General features: G+C 38.3%; 21 protein-coding genes. 13 read left to right on the top strand and 8 right to left on the bottom strand.

Translation table 11 applies throughout. The annotated features are described in order from the left end of the window. The first annotated feature begins 275 nt into the window (after positions 1-275). Both ACFS6I_RS14700 and ACFS6I_RS14705 read left to right on the top strand, forming a co-directional pair. Positions 276-2,537 carry an inorganic phosphate transporter gene (locus tag ACFS6I_RS14700; protein WP_380921731.1) on the top strand — a complete coding sequence of 754 codons (2,262 nt, stop codon included), beginning with the start codon at positions 276-278 and terminating at the stop codon, positions 2,535-2,537. 204 nt (positions 2,538-2,741) lie between these two features. After that, on the top strand, positions 2,742-3,362 hold the full coding sequence (locus tag ACFS6I_RS14705; RefSeq protein WP_380921733.1) for a dihydrofolate reductase family protein: 621 nt from the start codon (positions 2,742-2,744) through the stop codon (positions 3,360-3,362). Between the two features lie 498 nt (positions 3,363-3,860). Here ACFS6I_RS14705 and ACFS6I_RS14710 read toward each other — a convergent pair whose 3' ends face one another. The 4 genes from ACFS6I_RS14710 to ACFS6I_RS14725 all read right to left on the bottom strand — a co-directional run bounded on the left by ACFS6I_RS14710 (position 3,861) and on the right by ACFS6I_RS14725 (position 6,211). Then, positions 3,861-4,415 carry an RNA polymerase sigma factor gene (locus ACFS6I_RS14710; protein ID WP_380921735.1) on the bottom strand — a complete coding sequence of 185 codons (555 nt, stop codon included), beginning with the start codon at positions 4,413-4,415 and terminating at the stop codon, positions 3,861-3,863. Between the two features lie 490 nt (positions 4,416-4,905). Continuing rightward, positions 4,906-5,316 (bottom strand): hypothetical protein, encoded by a 411-nt coding sequence (locus tag ACFS6I_RS14715; protein ID WP_380921737.1) that lies wholly within the window; start codon positions 5,314-5,316, stop codon positions 4,906-4,908. Between the two features lie 247 nt (positions 5,317-5,563). Further along, positions 5,564-5,818: a GNAT family N-acetyltransferase gene (locus ACFS6I_RS14720; protein ID WP_380921739.1), complete on the bottom strand. Its 255-nt coding sequence runs from the start codon at positions 5,816-5,818 to the stop codon at positions 5,564-5,566. 99 nt (positions 5,819-5,917) lie between these two features. Beyond that, positions 5,918-6,211, bottom strand: coding sequence for a hypothetical protein (locus ACFS6I_RS14725; protein WP_380921741.1), 294 nt, complete (start codon positions 6,209-6,211; stop codon positions 5,918-5,920). Positions 6,212-6,796: 585 nt separating this feature from the next. Between ACFS6I_RS14725 and ACFS6I_RS14730 the strand changes: the two genes are divergently transcribed. The 4 genes from ACFS6I_RS14730 to ACFS6I_RS14745 all read left to right on the top strand — a co-directional run bounded on the left by ACFS6I_RS14730 (position 6,797) and on the right by ACFS6I_RS14745 (position 13,581). Then, complete coding sequence (locus ACFS6I_RS14730; RefSeq protein ID WP_380921743.1) at positions 6,797-7,456, top strand: hypothetical protein; 660 nt, start codon at positions 6,797-6,799, stop codon at positions 7,454-7,456. A gap of 125 nt (positions 7,457-7,581) precedes the next feature. After that, on the top strand, positions 7,582-10,932 hold the full coding sequence (locus ACFS6I_RS14735) for a SusC/RagA family TonB-linked outer membrane protein (RefSeq protein ID WP_380921745.1): 3,351 nt from the start codon (positions 7,582-7,584) through the stop codon (positions 10,930-10,932). A 10-nt stretch (positions 10,933-10,942) separates the two neighbouring features. After that, positions 10,943-12,301, top strand: a complete 1,359-nt coding sequence (locus tag ACFS6I_RS14740) for a RagB/SusD family nutrient uptake outer membrane protein (protein WP_380921747.1) — start codon at positions 10,943-10,945, stop codon at positions 12,299-12,301. Between the two features lie 23 nt (positions 12,302-12,324). Continuing rightward, entirely contained in the window at positions 12,325-13,581 is a 1,257-nt protein-coding gene (locus ACFS6I_RS14745; protein ID WP_380921749.1) for a TlpA family protein disulfide reductase, read from the top strand. Positions 13,582-13,629: 48 nt separating this feature from the next. Here the strand turns inward: ACFS6I_RS14745 and ACFS6I_RS14750 are convergent, their stop codons facing one another. After that, a complete protein-coding gene (locus ACFS6I_RS14750) occupies positions 13,630-13,854 on the bottom strand; it encodes a hypothetical protein (RefSeq protein ID WP_380921751.1) in 225 nt (74 codons plus the stop codon). A gap of 115 nt (positions 13,855-13,969) precedes the next feature. Then, complete coding sequence (locus ACFS6I_RS14755; protein WP_380920793.1) at positions 13,970-14,098, bottom strand: hypothetical protein; 129 nt, start codon at positions 14,096-14,098, stop codon at positions 13,970-13,972. 264 nt (positions 14,099-14,362) lie between these two features. Between ACFS6I_RS14755 and ACFS6I_RS14760 the strand changes: the two genes are divergently transcribed. Next, a complete protein-coding gene (locus ACFS6I_RS14760; RefSeq protein WP_380921753.1) occupies positions 14,363-14,599 on the top strand; it encodes a hypothetical protein in 237 nt (78 codons plus the stop codon). Positions 14,600-14,829: 230 nt separating this feature from the next. Here the strand turns inward: ACFS6I_RS14760 and ACFS6I_RS14765 are convergent, their stop codons facing one another. After that, positions 14,830-15,378, bottom strand: a complete 549-nt coding sequence (locus tag ACFS6I_RS14765; protein ID WP_380921755.1) for a Crp/Fnr family transcriptional regulator — start codon at positions 15,376-15,378, stop codon at positions 14,830-14,832. Positions 15,379-15,793: 415 nt separating this feature from the next. On the opposite strand from ACFS6I_RS14765, the gene ACFS6I_RS14770 reads away from it, so the two are divergent. Together ACFS6I_RS14770 and ACFS6I_RS14775 are read left to right on the top strand one after the other, a co-directional pair. Next, positions 15,794-16,267: a hypothetical protein gene (locus tag ACFS6I_RS14770; protein ID WP_380921757.1), complete on the top strand. Its 474-nt coding sequence runs from the start codon at positions 15,794-15,796 to the stop codon at positions 16,265-16,267. Then, on the top strand, positions 16,225-16,794 hold the full coding sequence (locus ACFS6I_RS14775; RefSeq protein WP_380921759.1) for a hypothetical protein: 570 nt from the start codon (positions 16,225-16,227) through the stop codon (positions 16,792-16,794). Before ACFS6I_RS14770 ends, ACFS6I_RS14775 begins: the two co-directional genes overlap by 43 nt. Before the next feature lie 118 nt (positions 16,795-16,912). Here the strand turns inward: ACFS6I_RS14775 and ACFS6I_RS14780 are convergent, their stop codons facing one another. After that, positions 16,913-17,110 carry a hypothetical protein gene (locus ACFS6I_RS14780; protein ID WP_380921761.1) on the bottom strand — a complete coding sequence of 66 codons (198 nt, stop codon included), beginning with the start codon at positions 17,108-17,110 and terminating at the stop codon, positions 16,913-16,915. Positions 17,111-17,653: 543 nt separating this feature from the next. On the opposite strand from ACFS6I_RS14780, the gene ACFS6I_RS14785 reads away from it, so the two are divergent. From ACFS6I_RS14785 to ACFS6I_RS14800, 4 genes are all read left to right on the top strand, one after another. After that, positions 17,654-18,412 carry a hypothetical protein gene (locus ACFS6I_RS14785; protein WP_380921763.1) on the top strand — a complete coding sequence of 253 codons (759 nt, stop codon included), beginning with the start codon at positions 17,654-17,656 and terminating at the stop codon, positions 18,410-18,412. 125 nt (positions 18,413-18,537) lie between these two features. Next, the gene (locus ACFS6I_RS14790) at positions 18,538-18,942 is read left to right on the top strand and encodes a DUF5675 family protein (protein ID WP_380921765.1); all 405 of its coding nucleotides are present in this window, start codon (positions 18,538-18,540) and stop codon (positions 18,940-18,942) included. 157 nt (positions 18,943-19,099) lie between these two features. After that, on the top strand, positions 19,100-19,324 hold the full coding sequence (locus ACFS6I_RS14795) for a hypothetical protein (RefSeq protein ID WP_380921766.1): 225 nt from the start codon (positions 19,100-19,102) through the stop codon (positions 19,322-19,324). Next, complete coding sequence (locus ACFS6I_RS14800; RefSeq protein ID WP_380921767.1) at positions 19,311-19,478, top strand: hypothetical protein; 168 nt, start codon at positions 19,311-19,313, stop codon at positions 19,476-19,478. The genes ACFS6I_RS14795 and ACFS6I_RS14800 overlap by 14 nt, the downstream gene beginning before the upstream one ends. Positions 19,479-19,512: the final 34 nt, after the last annotated feature.

The following is a 19,512-nucleotide window of genomic DNA, read 5'->3' on the forward strand; positions in this document are numbered from 1 at the left end:
ATGGCTTTTTTAGCGTATTAACAATTCTGATCTAATGACGTACTAATTTCGGTTTTTGTATATTCCTCAATCTTAGAGCAGAGAGAGTATGCTTAGTGCTGTGTTTTCATTTTGAATGCTCTGACTTACTTTTTCTGCAATGAAAAAATACCTTATAATTAAAACTCCTGATATATGCATGTAGTGATACGTATGCTATATTAACAAAAACAACACTTAACATTAACTTAATATATGGCTCACCTTTTGTTCATACCTTTGCAAAAATAATAACTATGGACAATTATCTATATCTCGTAATCATTACGCTGGTCACTTTAGGGATTATCGACCTCATGGTCGGCGTAACCAATGATGCTGTCAATTTTTTAAATTCGGCCATTGGATCCAAAGCTATTTCTTTCCGCCTGATTATGATTCTCGCTAGTGCGGGTATATTGTCTGGGGCGGTTTTCTCTAGTGGAATGATGGAGATTGCAAGAAGTGGAATATACGTTCCTGGTATGTTCAGTTTTAATGATGTTATAGTTATCTTCCTCGCCGTTATGATTACAGACATCATACTTCTTGATGTATTTAACTATTTCGGGCTTCCAACTTCTACAACAGTATCCATTGTCTTTGAGCTTCTAGGGGCTGCGGTCTGTCTTGGACTCTATAAAATAATAAGTACTACAGGCGATTGGTCGACGCTTTCCCAGTATATAAATACAGAGAAGGCCTCTGAGATTGTCATCAGCATCCTCTTATCCGTCGTGCTGTCCTTCACTGTGGGTATGGCGGTACAATACCTTTCTCGACTTATATTCACCTTTCAGTACGAGCGTAAGATCAAATCTTTCGGAGTTATATTTGGTGGTATCGCATTAGCATCCATTAGTTATTTTATCCTGATTAAAGGAATGAAGACCGTTTCTTTCATTGACAAAGCTACCAAGGAGTGGATTCACACGCACGAGCTGCAGTTGATATTGGGAAGCTTTGTGCTGTTCACGATCTTTAGTTTTATACTTACTAGGTTAAAAGTGAACATCCTTAAGGTCATAATCGGTGTCGGTACATTCGCCCTAGCTTTATCTTTTGCAGGAAACGACCTAGTCAACTTTATCGGAGTACCCGTAGCAGCCATTCAGGCCATCGGTTTCTTCCAGGCATCAGGCGGCAATCCGGACACCTATATGATGTCAGAATTAGCTTCTGCTGATATCGTTGCCCCAGCTTGGATATTATTTATCGCAGGTGGTATCATGATGATTACCTTATGGACATCTAAAAAAGCCAAAACCGTTATTGAAACGGAAATGAGTTTAAGTAGCCAAGACGGTGGTTCTGAAAAATTTGAGCCTAATACCTTATCACGTTGGATAGTACGCGGCTTTGTAAATATTGGAGGAGCAATTAGCTATCTGATGCCACGTACCTTACGATCGCGTTTAGATAGCCGTTTCGAAAATACTTCCTTAGGCAAGAAGAATAAGGAGGAGGAGCCAATGTTTGATATGGTGCGCGCTTCGGTCAACCTAATGGTGGCCAGCAGTCTTATTGCTTTAGGTACATCTATGAAGCTTCCGCTTTCTACCACCTATGTCACATTTATGGTTGCTATGGGAACCGCATTTGCGGACAGAGCTTGGGATAGAGAAAGTGCAGTTTATCGTGTGTCGGGTGTATTCCATGTCATTGGAGGCTGGTTCCTTACTGCTGCTACTGCTTTTGCGGGTGCATTTATCATCGCTTATTTACTTAAAATAGGAGGGATTATTACCTTTGTTGGTGCACTTATATTCTTGGCTATACTCTTAGTATTTAACGCTAAAAGCCATAAAAAGAAAGTCGCCGCACAGGCAGAGCGTAAATTGAAACTTGGTCGAGAAGATATCCATACCTTACAGCAGGTTTCTGACGCTAGTGCCAATCAGATCAGTGAAGTTTTTGCCAAGTCCAATATCTTCTATAAAGAGATTGTAGACGGTCTTACCAAGAACGATTTGACAACGCTATCAATGAACAAGAAATTGATTAAGAAATTCTTGCGTGATCTGGATTCAACCAACGACAACCTTTACAACTTCATTCGCAATCTGGATGACACTTCCGTTAAAGGAAGCAGATTCTACATTATTTCCTTAGGCTATCTGCAGGATATTGTCGAGAATCTTTATGTAATTGCCGGCAATGCACACAATCACGTCGATAACAACCATAAATTGCTCAAGGAATATCAGGGAAATGATCTGAGGTTAGTTGCCGATGAGTTGGGTAACTGGTACGCCGAAGTATATAGTTTGTATAAGCGCCGTGACTTCTTAAAGCTTGATTCAACCATGAAACAGCGCGATCAGCTTCAGAAGGTTATTAACGACCTTTTGGATAAGCAGATTGACCATATCCGGACAACCGAAAATAGTCCTAAGAACAGTAAACTTTACTTCTCTATCCTGTTAGAGACAAACGAGCTGATCAGCTCTACATTTAAACTCTTACGGTTATTCAAGGAGTTTGAAGAGTTCAAAATCAACAATAAAAAACAAAACTAACAATAGTTAGTATCTACAGCCCGAGGTCCCTTCGGGCTTTTTTGTTCAATAATATTCTTTTTCATTTGTTTTAAACCTAATGGCGGCAACATTTTGATTGATGATAAAATATTGTAACAAATCTAAAAGTATACAACGGTATCTTGAATAGTAAAGTGTTTTTTTGTAGTTTTATTCTTGACCATTATAAACGAAAGAATTGAAATGAGCAAAATCATATTTGATAGCGGAATATCACTTGATGGATATTTTGCAGGTGATCATAGAAGTCCGAACAATCCAATGGGTGGTGTTTCAGATAAACTACACCAATGGATGTTTAACCAAAAAGCCTTTTGGGAATACTTGGGTGTCGAAGGAGGAAAAGAAGATGGGCATGACGGTAAATATATTAGAGAGACAATTGAGCGGACAGGAGCATTCATTATGGGGAAGAGAATGTTTGAAGAAGGCGAGGTAAGTTGGCCCAATGACCTCTATAAAGCAGATGTCTACGTATTAACTCATGAAGAGCGAGAGCCTTGGGTTCAAGAAGGAACCACAACCTTTTACTTTATAAATGATGGAATAGAGTCGGCTTTAGACAAGGCAAGACAATCAGCAAAAGGAAAAGACATCAGAATACAAGGAGGAGCTAACACGATTCAACAATTTTTAAATGCAGGTCTAGTGGACGAGTTTTTGATTCACATTGCGCCTGTATTTTTAGGTAGCGGTATCCGGCTTTTTGAAGGAATTGATAAAGATCGATATGATATACAAATTGAAGAAGTAATTCCGTCAGACTTGACGACACATTTGCGATACAAACTAAGAAAAATATAATAGCAACCCATAGCTAATATATTTAGCTTTACTATTTATCTTTGGATATTGAATAAAGATGGACACGCTTTAAGATAACCGGTTGATCAATATTCTGATATGTTCATCTGTTCAATATTGAATCAAATCAGGGGAGGGTTCTGTGATTTCACTTTATAGAAGGGATTAAAGATCTATATGTGGACCTGTTGGAAAAAGGCAGAAATGACAAATAGTAATTGCGATGAATGTACTATTGACCACCAAGATCTTGAAGAACTTAAAGCATAAAAGATACAATATCCTAAAGTTCGACAATAGTGTGGATGATATTATATAATGTGTTAATAGAAATATTTAAATGATCAAAGTGGCTATGTTTCGGTTGAAGAGTTTTTCTAAATGATGTTATCGTTATAGATGTAAATCTCCTTTATTGTGAATAACTTTATTCAAAGTTGACTATACTATAAGTAGGAGAGCTCATCATAAGATTCTCTAATTTTGAGTTATTGTAATTTATTGATATTCTTTTAATAGTTGTTGGAGATTTAAAAGTGCAGATCTTGTACGCGTTTTTACCGTACCTAGCGGAATATTCAGGTGCTCGGAAATTTCTTGCTGTGTATATCCTTCAAAGTACGCTAATTCTATTAGTATGCGACATTCAGGTTTTAATGCATCTAGTAAATTTTTAAAACCTATATAATCAGATTTTTTCACTTGTTCTGATTGAGTATAATTTTCTGTTTCACTATTTTTTAAGGTGTCAAGAAGCGCTTGCTTTTTTACATTTTTAGACCTGCTGTAGTCTATTGCTGTATTACGTGCTATTTGAATCATCCAAGTATATAGTCTTCCTTTTTCAGAGTCAAATAAAGAGAGATAATTCCATATTTTCACAAATACATCTTGAATTATTTCTTCAGCATAATGAGTAAAAGGAACTATTTTATAAACAATCCCATATAAGGCTTTTGAGTAATTATTGTAAAGATAATTAAAAGCACGTTGATCCTTTATTTTTAACAAAGTGATCAGTTCTTCTTCCGAAAGTTGATACAAAGGACTCAAGTTCTAATAGATAAGTGTTCAGTTATAAGAAAATTTTAGTTTAAAGATTTCGTATAACCAACGTCTATACATTTAATTTCACGTGTTATACGCACTAGTATTGTTATCATTTACTGCAATTATTTATTTAAAAATATTAAAATAATAATTATATTTTTAAATTGTAACCAGCATAAATTTCTGAAATTACCCTAATGGGTTATTATGTTAATATAAATGATTTTTTTATCGTTAAAATAGATTTATGTTTCAATTGTATTAACAAACATTATGCCGACTAGTAGCTAACTTCAAATTAATAATAGTTTTTGATCAAAAACAAGTAAATCTTCCCATAGATGCCGTATTAAAACATTGTTTTTTTATAAATAATATTATCTTTTTCAATAATATTAAAATTTATTATCCATTATTTACAATAGCAGACGTTGATGAGATTATTAGATAAGGTTTTGCTCGTTGGCCAGATATTATAGCAGGGGAGTTGGAGCTATTGAAGAGGAGATTGGTTGATTAATTTGAATTGGTCATTATATGTTTTTACGTGATGTGGAAACTCTTCTTCAAAAAATGGATATGATATACCACAAATTATAATGTCAAAAACGTCACTGTCCATTCCTTCAATATTTGTTACTTGTCCTCTAATTTCAATTCCAATTGAATTAACCACTTTTAAATTAGGAATGTTCGCTGTTCCAATAAATTTGTCTTCTGGATAGTCAGTGATGATTACAATATTGTTTTTCACACAATAAGTTTTTAAAAAGTCATAGCCAGAAATAATATCGTCAAACGTTACGTGGCCAAAAACAACACCCATTGGTGCATCTGCTTTTTCAAGTTCCGTCGCACCTATTTTTTTGTTGTCAAGAAATATGTCGTAAAGTTTTATTGTCATTACTCACGTGTTTATTTAAATTCGATAATTTTTATTGTCTTATAATAATCTTAACAATCCAGTGTAATGCGCAGAATATCACAGCAATAGCAAACAAAGCTACGCTAAAGTATAACGCGAAGTTGATTAAACCATTTAAGTCATTCCAAGGAATTTTACCAGTGATTATTGAAATAATAATAAATCCAATAAGGAGTCTTAAATACAGTTTTAAAAAAGTTACTAAACTCGATTCACGTTTCATATCTCACAATCTTAATATTCTTTCAATGCTCATTACCTTTATAGATCCACATAGGTTCCGTTTGCCCGATACGAGAGAATCCCTTTTTTTGTAGAATTCTGTCGCATCACCATCAGCAGTTAGCATCTGCATATGAAACGAACAATATATCTCCTGCATCTTATCCATAATCATTTTACCGATCTCCTTACCTTGATAATCCGGATGCACAAGTAGGTGAGGATAGTATACGACCAGGTCGTCCATCAGAAATAGCATTGCTTAAGCCAATTCTATTCATTAGAATGGTATAAGTCAATTATTTCAGATTCAATATCTCTGCTTTCAGAAAGCTTGATATTTACACAATCAAAATTGTTATATTTCAATCGTTGTGTCCTCAATATTTAGCTGCTTTTTAATTACTTTATAGATTAGGTCGGGGTTTAATTGACAAAGGCTTGCCATTTTAAATATGTGCTTAAATGCAAATTTCTCTGGATTTTTTAATTTTTCTAAGTATGAATTGTATTGTAATCCTAACTCTTTGGCCATCTTTGTTGGGCCTTGTTGTTCAAGAATTATCATTGATTTTGCAATCCCTGATTCAAAAAGAGATTTTATTGCTAAAAAATCAGAGTCTAATCCATCAGAATTTTTTCTTTTGCTCATTTTCTTAAGTTTTAATTGAGCAAATGTTTGTTTTTATCATAATAAAGTATGTTATTATTTATTAATCGTAAATAATTATTTTGTTTTTGTAAATTTTATTTTGTTACTTTGATATTATTTAATAATGAATGAGCATTAGACAATAAGAGTCTCGACTGTGAATTCCGACTTTCAAGTGGACGAGGCGATAGGTTTAATGCCCATATCGATATTTTGTATATCTTTGATATACCTATAGCGTATGGGCCCTATCGTTTATCCGTTCCAAAGCCGTCGGAAGCTAACAGTACGGTGATAGGCCCAGCTATAGTCCTTTAATTACCCTGAGACTCGTAATTATAAAACGAGTTATGAACAAAAAACAAACTACCAAAAACATCATCAAGCCGGCAGATTAGATCTGTTGCGCAAAGTCACTATGCTGACTATCCATTCAAAATGCAATCGCGAAGCCAATTTTTAACCTTGATGTAGACAAATAATTGCATTTTTTTCCATTTTATTTTTTAACTATTGAAAGTTGAATAGGGAGCATATTGCCAAATTTTTAGCTCCTGATTCACTCTCAGTATAAACCTTAAAAAAATGCAAAAAACTTGCAATTGGGAGAGCTATGTGCTGTCCCCAGGGAAAGAACTGTCTTCGTTTTTGAACGAAAAACGTGTTTCAGTTATTAAAAAACCAATTATGATCACAGATTTACCTCAAAAGACATTGAAAAGTGCTACAGTCACTAGAAATAAGGGGCATAAGCCTTATGTATCCAAGGCTATTTTGGATAAGCGAGCGAAGGAACTTTACTACTCATTGGTAGTTCCTTCGGAAAAGGATACGAGTCCATTCATAAATATTGTGCGTGATGCGCGCAACAATGTATTAAGGATCACAATGGTCAATATGGCTATCTACGAGTGCTATCTTTTTGCACTTAACTTACCCTCTAATTTTCCGAAAGAACAGATTATCGTTCATGGACACGATCGTACCCGATATGTGCCTTGTAGATTCTGCCAGTATGGAGGAAAGCATCTGTATGATTATGAACTTACTGTTTCTACTGATACGGGGGTGGAGGCCTATCAAAAGCAGATCTTGAATGATCTGAATGCGCACTTTCAGTTAGATGTCCGGGTAGAGCAACTTTCAATCGTCAAAGATAGCAGAACGGTTATGACTGAGAAAGGAGCATCCATGGACCTTATCTGGGAAGAACAGCCAACGATGATTATCAAAGCTAGGAACTAAAACAAAAAATAAACAAAGTTTTACTACCTGTGAGTCCCGATTCTGCCGAGGGATAAAATTGATAACCTGGTCAACCCCTCGGCTAGAAAAGGGGATAGGTAAGTTTTCTCCAAAAATTTACAACAATGAACTTAAATATCTTATATAAAATCAAGCTTTGTGGCTATGTCCATAAGCTATTTAAATCCACGCGTGAAAGCAAAATGCTGATCAGCATTTTGCTTTTATTCACCCTGATGTTCAACTCTTTTATGGTCAGTACCTATGCTCAGACACCCCGCAAGGACAGCGGGGTGAACGGGCAGACAAAATATGAACTTACAGGAAGAGTAGTATCAGCCAGTGATGGTACGCCGATGCAGGGGGTATCTATCCGTATCGATAAAGAAAATCTACAGATTAAATCATCGTCGGAGGGAACATTTGAAATGCTCCTGAATAATAGAAAAGGTAAAATCATATTCTCCTATGTCGGTTTTAAAAGTCAGGAAATTAATTATACCTCAGGGGTATCATTAACAGTGAAATTGATACCCGAAGATAATAAACTAGAAGAAGTGGAGGTGGTATCTACTGGATATCAGAAAATCCCAAAAGAACGGGCTACTGGTTCGTTTGAATTTGTGGACAATAAACTCTTCAACAGAAAGGTGTCTACAGACTTTGTAAGCAGGCTAGAGGATGTGGTGCCTGGGATCTCGGCATTGAAGAACAATACCAACCGGGGCAGTTTACTCAATGTTAATATCCGTGGTATCAGTACCATGAATTCTGAAAGATGGCCTTTAATTGTGCTCGACGGTGTGCCTTATGATAGCCGAGGTGGCGATTATGGCAAAGGTACTTTTAACAACATCAATCCCAACGATATTGAAAGTGTGACGGTACTGAAAGATGCCGCCGCTTCATCCATATGGGGAGCGCAGTCTGGGAATGGTGTTATCGTGATTACGACCAAACGGGGTAAATTTAACAACCCGACTTCACTGTCTTTTAATTCCAATATCAGCATCAAAGCCAAGCCTGATCTCTATTATTATCCACAGATGAAGTCCTCAGATTATATTGATCTGCAACAGTACTTGTTTGATAAAGGACGCTACAATGGCCAGTTCAATCAATGGTACTACAATCCGGAGCCTGCGCTGTGGTTAATGGAAAATAAACGGACAGGGAAAATATCGAACGATGAATTTAACAAAGCAATCGGAGAGATGCGGGCTACGGATATGCGGGACGACTTTTTAAAGTACATCTACCGCAGATCGGTGAATCAGCAATATAACCTGCAGTTGCAGTCTGGTGGTGAAAAGATCAATACCATCTTCTCGGTTGGCTATGATAAGAATCTCAATGAAGTCGTGACTTCTTCCTATCAGCGGTTGAACTTAAAGTCCAATACACAGTTGCGCCCAGTTAAAAATATGCTGGTGGATATCGGAATGATGTATACCGAATCTAAGACCAGAGAAAGTTTATTTCCGGTTCAATACAATCAAATAGGTAAGGGAGCAGGTATGTACCCGTATATGAATATGGCGGATGGAAATGGAAATCCCTTGGTTGTAGATATAGCAAGTTTTAATCCGGTGTATCAGGATACCGTTGCAGGTGGCCGTTTACTCGATTGGTCGTACCGGCCTTTAAAAGAGCTTTATGATACCAAAGAAACGCAAAAAGTACAGGAGTTTTTTTCGAATATCAATACCAGTTATTCGTTTGATTTTGGTCTGAAATTAAACCTCTTGTATGCTTATCAGCGATCGATTATTCCTATTGAACAGTGGCAGGGTATAGGATCCTATTTTCAGCGGGATGATATCAATGGGCTGGCGAGTTATACGGATGAATCCGTGACCTGGAATCTGCCTGTTGGCGATTTTTTAGGGATTAGCAATTGGAACAATATTGCCCATCAGGGTCGCATGACAGCAGATTACAATCGCAAATGGTTGGATAAGCATGAACTGTCTTTTTTGTTGGGATCTGAAATCCGGATGAGTGATAAAAAACTCAATTTCACACAATATCATGGTTTTGATCCGGAGACCGGTGCCTTTAAGCCCGTAGCATATGGGGTGGAATTTCCTTTTATGAACGGCTCATTTGGGACTAAAACAATAGTTGACCGGTCGCGATATGAGCACCTGCGCAATAATTTCATTTCCTATTTTGCAAATGCCGGTTATACTTATAACAGCCGTTACCTGTTGAGCGGAAGTTTTCGGAAAGATGCCTCCAATCTATTTGGGGTGAAAAGTAATGATCGAGGACAACCTTTCTGGTCGTTGGGGGCTGCATGGATTGCCTCCAATGAAGCTTTTCTAAAGGATAGTCCGTTCAGTTTTCTGAAATTGCGGGCTACCTATGGTTATAATGGTAATGTGAATAATATGGTTTCGGCTTATCCGATCATGTCCATAGAAAGTCAGGTGCACTTTATCAATAACCAACAGTTTGGAATGATCACAAGACCTCCAAATCCGAAATTGCGATGGGAACGCGTAGGGATCAAGAACATCGGGTTGGACTTTGCTATGACCAACAACTGGCTATCGGGTAGTATCGAATACTATGAAAAGAATGCGAAAGACCTGATTGCCTCAGATCGCATTGACCCCAGTACCGGTTTTTCAACCATGATGGTGAACAGTGCGAATCTAAAAACCAAGGGTTGGGATATCTCTTTAAATGCACTGCCTGTGCAGTCTAAAAATTGGGTATGGGGCAGTAATTTAGTGTTTAGTTATATACGCACCAAAGTGTTAAAAGCTTTTGTCCAGAATGAAATCGGACAGGATTATATAGCCGGTGGATTGACGAGTAACCGGAATACACCTTTTGAGGGAATGGATCTTTTTGGTCTGCTTGCTTATAAATGGGCGGGCTTGGATCCGGAGACAGGTGAACCTCGTGCTTACCTCAATGGTGAAATATCAAAAGACTACAGTGCGATCACCAATTTGAAAGCGACCGATCTGGAATATATGGGATCGACAATTCCATTGTATACCGGAAGCTGGCGCAACAGTGTCCGCTATAAAGCTGTGGAGCTGTCCTGGAATATATCCTACCAGCTCGGACATAAATTTCTGCGCAATTCTTTTAGTAACAATAGCTTCCTAAATGATAATATCGGGCATAAGGACTATGCACTGCGTTGGCAAAAACCGGGGGACGAACAGATCACGGATGTTCCGGCATTTAGCTATCCCAATAACTCCAATGCCAGTAGGATATATTTGGGTTCTACGGCCTTGGTGGAAGATGGTGGCCAGATCAAATTGCGAGATATCCAGTTGACGGTCAATTTGCCTTTTGCTTCTAATTTTAAACTTAAAAACTGCAAGATCTATGGCTATGTGCAGAATATCGGCACGATATGGCGCGCCAATAAATGGGGAATCGACAGTGAGTATGGACCAGTTATTCCTGATCCATTGATGTCCTCACTTGGTTTCAGTTTTAACCTTTAATCTATTTATCATGAAAATACAGAATTTTTCGATCGGTATCGCGCTCGTGTTGGTTTTCTCAAGCTGTTCCAATTTCTTGGAAGAAAAGCCCGATATCAAAATGGTCGTCCCTAAAAGCTTGGATGACGCTGAATTTTTGCTCAATGATTATACGACAATGAATACCGCATATCCGGTATATGGGGAATGGAGCACCGATCAATATGATGTGAGTCCTGAAACTTTTGATGGCGTCATGAATCTGGATCAGCGGAATGCGCATACCTGGACGGATGAACCCTATAATGATGTCGTACAGTGGCAGAGACCTTATAAAGTCGTTTACAATGCCAATCAGGCGCTGGATATCATCAGTAAGCTAGGAGCGGAGAGCGCTTCTGAAAAAGCTAAAAATTTGATCGGTATGGCCCACTTCTTTCGTGCATTTGCCTTTCAGCAAGTGGCAGAAGTTTTTGCACCCGCCTATCAACAGGAAACTGCTTCTGCGGAAATGGGCATTCCACTTCGGTTGGATCCGGGCATCGATGCCCCATCTACACGTGCTTCTTTAAAGCATAGCTATGAGCAGATTGTATCGGATTATAAAGTGGCCGCTGGCAGATTACCGATAAGCGAAACGATAAAAGGGAGACCTTTTCGCGCATCGGCCTATGCAGGCTTGGCAAGAGCTTATTTGTATATGGGCGATTATCAGCAGGCTTACATTTACGCAGACTCCAGCTTGCAAACACATAGCGAATTAATGGATTTCAATACGTTGAAAGCAACAGACAATCTGCCTATACCGAAGTTCAATGTGGAAGTGCTTTTCTCTGCGGTCAGTGCCAATGCTGGTCCAATGAGTTTGTTTAACGGATTAGTTGATTCGATTCTTTATAAATCCTATGAGAGCAATGACTTAAGGAAAGTTATCTATTTTGCTACAAATGTTTACCCTGAGAATTCTTATGGTTTCAAAGGGAATTATGATAAGGCCAATAACAATCTTTTTGTTGGACTGACGACTAGTGAAATGTATCTGGTTAAAGCAGAAGCGGCGGTGCGAATCGGCAAGAACAGTGAAGCTTTGCTAGCCATTAATACCCTGTTGCGCAAAAGGCAGGATACCAACAATTATGTCCCGATTACAGAAACTAATCCGGACGTGCTGTTGCCTTTGGTGCTTCAAGAGAGACAGAAAGAACTGCTGTTCCGCGGTCGCCGCTGGTCAGATCTTAAACGGTTGAACCTTGATACCCGTTTTCAGAAAAATCTGACCAGAATAGTAAATGGAGTGACGTTTACACTTCCATTTAACAGTCGAAAGTATGCCTTTAGACTTCCTGAACCTGTAGTTTCTGTAGGGAAGCTGCCTCAAAATAATCGATAATCATTTATAAAATAAAAACAAATATGAAACATTTAAAATTGATCGCACTTCAAATCTGTTTACTGATTACATTCAGTACTGCACATGCGCAGTCGAACCAAAAAGTAGATTTAAGCAAAGCCCTTAAAGTAGGAGATACCTTTGCACCACCTTCAAGTGTGCAACTGATGCGTGGCGAGGTGAAAAAGATAGACTGGAAGGCACTGGAGAATAAAGTTGTCATCTTGGATTTCTTTGATACCTTCTGTGGTACCTGTATACAAAGTATGCCTGAGCTACAGGAACTGCAGCATAAATTAAAGGACAAGCTGCAGATTTTTAATGTTGGTTGGCAGGATAAAGCTACGCTGGACAAGTTCTACGCTACTAATGCATTTCTTAAAGAAAACAACGTTAATCTGTCGGTTATCTTCGCCGATACGTATTTAAAGCAACGGTTTCCACATCAAAGTGCTCCACATGTTATTTTTCTATTTAAAGGAAAAGTCCATGCGGTTACAGGGAACAGACTGGTTACCGAAGAAAATATCCTAAAGCTCTACAACACGGGAACTATTTCTTTACCGCTGAAAGACGATTTTGGTAAAGGGGATTTGGCTGGGCAGATCGATAATACTAGTCAGAAAACCAGAGAGGGAGTCTGGATAACTGGTTATCAGGACGGCGTACCGGGCGAGTCCATGCGTATTAAAAAGGATAGTATTTCAGGATTGATTAAAACCTCCTTTTATAATGAATCTATTAGTAATGCGATTAAATTTACCTGGGCAAAAATAAAGCCTGGGAATTATATTACACGAGCAGAAAGACGTGTTTTTAACGTTAAAAACCCGGAAAAGTATTATGATTTCGGTAATGAAGGTGATGTGTGGTATGTGAAAAATGGCATCTGTTACGAACGTTTGGACAAGATGCAACGAGCAGATTCGGTGCAGGCGAGGATTGTGCTGAATGATCTACATAATTTTTTCGGTATCACATCATATAAAACAATGAAGGAAATAGAATGTCTAATTTTAAAACCCTGCCCTGTGAAACCTTATGAAGGTAAAGCTCTTGAAGGCGCAATGAGTTATATGGGGAGTGCTATTTTGGCAACAATGACAGATATGGGTGAACAATTTCCTCCTGTCCTGGATCTTGTAAAAAGTAAGGAAAAGATTACGATAGGACCTTATACAAATTTAGAAGAGTTCAATGAGCAACTGGCTGCTTATGGAATTGAAGCTGTTATAGGGCGTGGTATGCAAGAGGTGCTTGTTATTGAAGAGGTGAACTAATATTGGAATTAGAAAGGGGCTGTATAAATGAAACACAGCCCCAATCTTTTATCTCGCTTTTAACTTGACATTGGTACTATTCACCATGTTTTCCATACAGTCAATAATCTCTTCTTTTAACTCATCGGTAATAATTGGGTTGCCAGAACCGTTATTTTGCGCTTGTAGCGCACACAATTTTTGAGGAAGTCCAGCACAGCTTGGTTGCGATGGGACTAATGTATAATGTGAGGGCTGAGAAGGATCTGTTCCTGTAAAACTAAACCAATTCATAGTCTTAAATATTAGATTGTTAAATAATTAATTTGTTTTTATAATTAGGGTATGACTCCTCGTCATACCCTATTACTTATTTAGCGAACGCTATTGTTTACGGTACTTAAACCGTCTATCGCGCCTTCAACTTCACATTCGTGCCGTTCACCTGATTCTCAAGTGAATTAATGATTTCATTTTGCAATGCATCCGTAATTACCGGATTGTTTGCACCATCATTCATAGCCTGTAATGCACACATTCTTTGTGTTAGTCCAGGACATGTTGGTTGCGACGCCACTAATGTATAGTGGGAAGGCTGAGACGGGTTAGTACCCGTGAAAGAAAACCAAGCCATAATTGACAAATTTTTAGTGAGTTTTAATATGATATAAATATTTCGTATATTCATATCGGTTCAAATCGATCATCCTACATGTTGAAGGATGGCCACGTAAAAGCTTCCACGAAACGGAGGTTTTTACTATTAAAGTGGACTTTTATTTCCTGTCCCGGCCACCGGGGAATGTCGCAAATTTGCGCCGATACAGTTTTATTCCTAAGCTATAGTTTTTCATCATTTTACTTTTTTGTTTGGTTATTATTGGATGCATCGGGCGAACTTTTGGTTACCGCTTGTATCGTAGTCGTATTTTGCGCTCTATTGATTAAATTCGCCCTATTGCATCCTGTTAAGTTTTTCGATTCGCTAATGGCCAATGGGAGAGGAAACATTGGTTATTGGTGTGCCGATCAACTATAGTAAAGATAGAGACGGAAAGAACGGTTTGAACCTTAGATTTCTGGGTTTTTGACCCCAGATTTTCGTGATAATAATCTTAGATTTCTCAGATGTAGATCTTCGAAATCTAAGATTATGTGTTTTTTGGAGTTGAGAGCTAGGATCTAAATGAAGCGGTTATTAGTAACTTGGTGATTAAATTGCGATCAACAACCACATCTTTTCTTGGGGATGCAGTTGTTGACCGGAAATTATAAGGTACTGTAATAGGAGGGATTTATTCCTAAAAATGAACTTTTGTCACTGATACTGCAATGAAAGTTTGCCTCTGGATATTCTTTTGCAAAAGCTACTTTCCGTTCTTTCGCAGGCATATTGAGAAGTTTTCCTCTAAATGATCTTCTATTCAAAACCGCTGCAATGAGATAATTGAAGTGGTTGGCAAAGATGGGGTGCTGTTCTAGTAGCTTACCTATATTTTTCCTGCTGATAAATGCCGTCACGGCATCACAATCGGCCTTAAAATAACTTCCATCTACATCTTCAGTATGAATAATAAATTGTTTTTTAGATATAAAGTCGATGACATCGTTTGGAATCGCTCCTCCATCATCCCAGCGTTTGATAATAATGCCTTCCAGTATAATATGCAGGTCCAAGAATTGGGCATACAGATGTCGCCCTTTTTTGTACGGTTTGATTTCAGTTACTTTTAGTATGTCGGCCCATAAATCGGGAGGTACCGGTGCTAGATTTTGAAGTGTTTCGAACAAGAGATTTTGATAATTTACAGTTGCCATTAGGTTACGGTTTTTTATTTTGTTGATCATTGATTTTCTCATCAGTAATTGCAGGGCAATTGCGATGAACTTTTTTTACTTTAACTGATTGAAATGTTTAGGATGATTACATCCTGTTTTATTTGAATTCAATAAATCAAAAATCTAGAAAATAGGATGATTTACCTAGTTAGAGAAGGATAGGAGGGGTTAAGATGGACTTTTTTCCATCTTAATCTTATAAATTAGGATTAAGATGGGTGGTTTTTCATCTTAAACGTATGTTACATAACTTTAAAATTTTGCTTGCTTAATTGTTGAAAATGTGATATTGGTTATACTATCAGCTTTGTTACGAAATTAAATGGCTGTATTCAGTTAATATTTTTATTTTCACGGTTCTTTTATTGTAAAATAATATTAATGAACGTAAAGAATGACCAGTATCAAAAGAAATAAAATTTTCTTATATGTTTTAATCTTGATCATTGTTCCTATTGTTTTTAATAAGCTGGGCTATCAGTTCAGCTGGAATAGCAATGCGATCTGGAGCACGAAGTTTTTCTTGCTGAGCTTCATCGTGTCGATCTATCTATTTACAAGTTTGATTATGGTAGGTGGCATGCGGTATGTATTTGCAGAGCGTCTCGAAAATTCTAGGGCAGATTGGTCTGGCTTAACCGCAAAAATGGCCTACTACATAAGTTCGGTTGTGCCTTCGCTTTTCGTTCTGCTTGTATTTAGTTCAGCTTGGATCTGGCACAGGGAGGATTTTTGGAATATGTTGTTGCTGTTCAGCATCTATAAGGCAAGCATTATTTGCCTGGTGCTAGTTTGGATGGCGTACTTGATCAAATATAATACAGCATGGGCTCTTTTTATCCTCAGAAGAATGTTGTGGAGGTGGTAAAAGAAGTCTTGATCGAAAAATTTGTTGAAGTCCCTGTGCAGACACATGATGCATCTGGACTGCCAGCAAAAATAGCGCTGAATGAGATGTACACCTATCTGGTTCATGTAGCGGGGGTAGGGCCCTTATTTTTGGATATGTGGATGGTTCGTTTTTTTGACCTGGTAGCAATTAAAACAGAAAGTAAGTCCTACCATATTATCTTTTCGGACGGTGCCATGGTGCGCTGTGATCATATCATGAAAGTGCTGGCAACATTGGATCTGAAACACTGGATGGTGAAAATATCGGACAGGTATATGGTTAATATGCTTCTGGTCGATTTTCCGCATTATAAAGCGGGGAGATCACTCTTGTTGCATAATGAGTCATTAGAAGGTCTGGCTAGAAAAATGGCTAAGTCGGATATTACTTTGATGCTGACCATGGGGGCAGGGATCACTGACCGGTATATTAAAGAATTTTGGAGTAAACGAAATAGTTTAACGCATGTGGGCTGGTATACATGGGTTCCGATTAGGAAGTAAGAGATGTGATCTTTCTTGTTTTTTATTTCAAAGGGTGCGGTTATTGCAGAAAGCAGATCATAGAAACGATCGGGATAATCAGAAACAGTCCTCTCCAGCTGTTTCAGTTTAAAGCATATTAGAGCAATACTTTTCTAATTTCTTCTTCCGGTAATCCTGTGTAGTCTGCAAATAAACTGATGCTGACATACTGGTTTGCTTTCAGTCCGTAGCAATCGCGTATGGCCTGAAAGATTTTGTAGGTGTGTTTTTCCGTACGCCCCAATATAATCGCCGCTTCTTTGGGGTATATGCATAAACGATCGTTATTTTTCATGTTGTCCTGGTTTTTAGAGGGATGATCTTTTGATGATCAGATCATCTGGATTGTTCGTGATTGTCATTCCCGCCGACAAACATATCCTATTAAACCACCTGTTAAGCAGGTATAAAGCATAAATCAAGCACGCATAAAGCTTATTTTGCTATGTACAGTATGCACATAGGCTAAGTGCGTGGTAAGTGCGTTGTAAGTGCATGAAACATACTGTTTTTACACTGTATCAATGCTCTATCTACGCTTTATATACGCTTATGCCATGCTTGATCACGAGGTAACGTCCAAGTTTAAAGCATGCTTTATTCCTTAAGCTTTACAGATTAGGTTTAATTCCTCTCCAGAAAAATGATGTTATTGGTTATTCATTTACTAAGATAAGTTTTTTCTATAAAATATAGTTTTATTCGCGTTTAGGTACATTTTGGTCAATTTATTAAACCAATTGAGTATCATTATTCCGCATTTTTCCCCTTTTCTACGCTTTTGATCCCCGTCCTTTTGTACTGATAATCATCTTAGCAGTGTCAAAACAATACTATTATGGCAAGAGTAGAAAGTTTAATCAAATTAAATGGAACGATCGGGGATCTTTCCTTTTACAAATCGAAAAGTGTGGGTTATCAGGCACGTATGAAAACCGGTGTATCGGGCGACCGTATTGCCAATGATCCAGCATTTGCACGTACCCGTGAGAACGGCAGTGAATTTGGCAGAGCACAGCAGGAAGGCAAAAAGCTGCGTGATCTGTTACGTGATGTGCTGTTTGAAAATGCGGACAATAAATTTAGCTCCAGGCTGGCGAGCCGGATGTTAAAAGTTATCCAGATGGATCCGGTCAGTGTTCGCGGGGAGCGCGTTTTAGTACCGCAGAACATGGTGCTTCTGAATGGTCTGGAATGTAATCAGCGCGCCAGTTTAAAAAACATTACGTTAAAACCATTGGCGGTAACCTTTGACAATTTTAGCGGTGAGGGTTTTTTAACATGCGAGCAATTGATTCCGAATCTGCATATCGCCAAACTGAGCGGAGCAACGCATGTGCAGTACACGCTGGTGCTGCAGGAGTTCTCCGGAGATGAAACAGATCAGCGTCCTGTGATCCAGCGTTCTGCTTATATCATGCTTGGTGAAATGCAGCCCATGGATCTGGATATTGCGGCCACAATAGCTCATGACCCTGATAAAAGTGTGATGGTACTGGTGGGGACAGGGTATTATCAGCTTGTGAACGGTGCTTATTATCCATTGGCAAATGGGCAGTATAATGCGCTGACCATTCATCAGGTCGTGATACCGTAACCTAATTTAATCGTGTATTGAAGGGATATTTTCAGGAGGACGTTCGTTATTGATGCACAGTGCGCCTTCTGAAATATCCTTTCATCTGAAAAAGAACTATTTCTTTCTTTTGATCAAACAAAAAAATGTCAACAAAACAAATCTTGCATCTCCAACGGATTTATGGAGAGCAAGGGACGAACGGTACCCTCACTTTTGAAGGTGAGGTCATCTGCCGTACTATCGAATTACCCTGGCGCAATAATCTGCCAAGGCTTAGCTGTATCCCAGTTGGGAGTTATAAACTTGAAAAACGAAAGTATACCAGACATGGTGAGCAGATCGGAATTCACGCTGTATTGGGTCGCGAAGCAATATTGATTCATGCAGCCAACGACGCACAGAAAGAGTTATTGGGATGCATTGCTCCGGTTACAGCATTAACGGGCGAAGGTTGCGGTACGGAGAGTAAAAAGGCGCTTGCAAAATTGAAGTCTCTGGTTTATTCGCTTTGGGATATGGAGCAAGACGTGTTTTTACATATTAAGTAGTGATGAATTAACGGAGTAACGAGTGAAGGGGTAACGTAGTAATAAGTTAGACTTTTTTAACTATCAATCCAACTAATCATTTCAATGCTGACTTGGTTACTATGTTACTTGTTCACTTTTGCGCTACTATCTTTCTAACCTTCTAATAATTAAACAAATGAAAAAGATAATTCAAAAAATAAGCCGTGCGCTACAGGTAGTGCTTATGGCTCCGATTAAATTGCCGGTCAAGGCATTAAATATTATTAAATATATCTCACTGGGTCTAGGTGTGGTGGAGACAGTGCTGGATGATAAAGATAAAAAAGGAGAGGTGGAGTCACCTCTGGCAGACCAGCTGTTAATTGATAAAGAAAAGGAGGTGCAGGATGAAAGGCAATGATATCCGTATCGGTACTTTAGGGGGTACCCTCTGTTCGATATGGGCTAGCTTTTCTCTTGGTGACGTTGCGCAGACAGCACTGATGGCTGTAATAGGAACTGTGGTAAGTTTTGTTACAAGTCGGTTGTTGGGGAAATTGCGAAAGAGAAAATAATTCCTGGATGCGCTCCAAAATTAGGAGCGCATCC

This window comes from Sphingobacterium anhuiense (genome assembly GCF_042686355.1).
GTDB lineage: Bacteria > Bacteroidota > Bacteroidia > Sphingobacteriales > Sphingobacteriaceae > Sphingobacterium > Sphingobacterium anhuiense.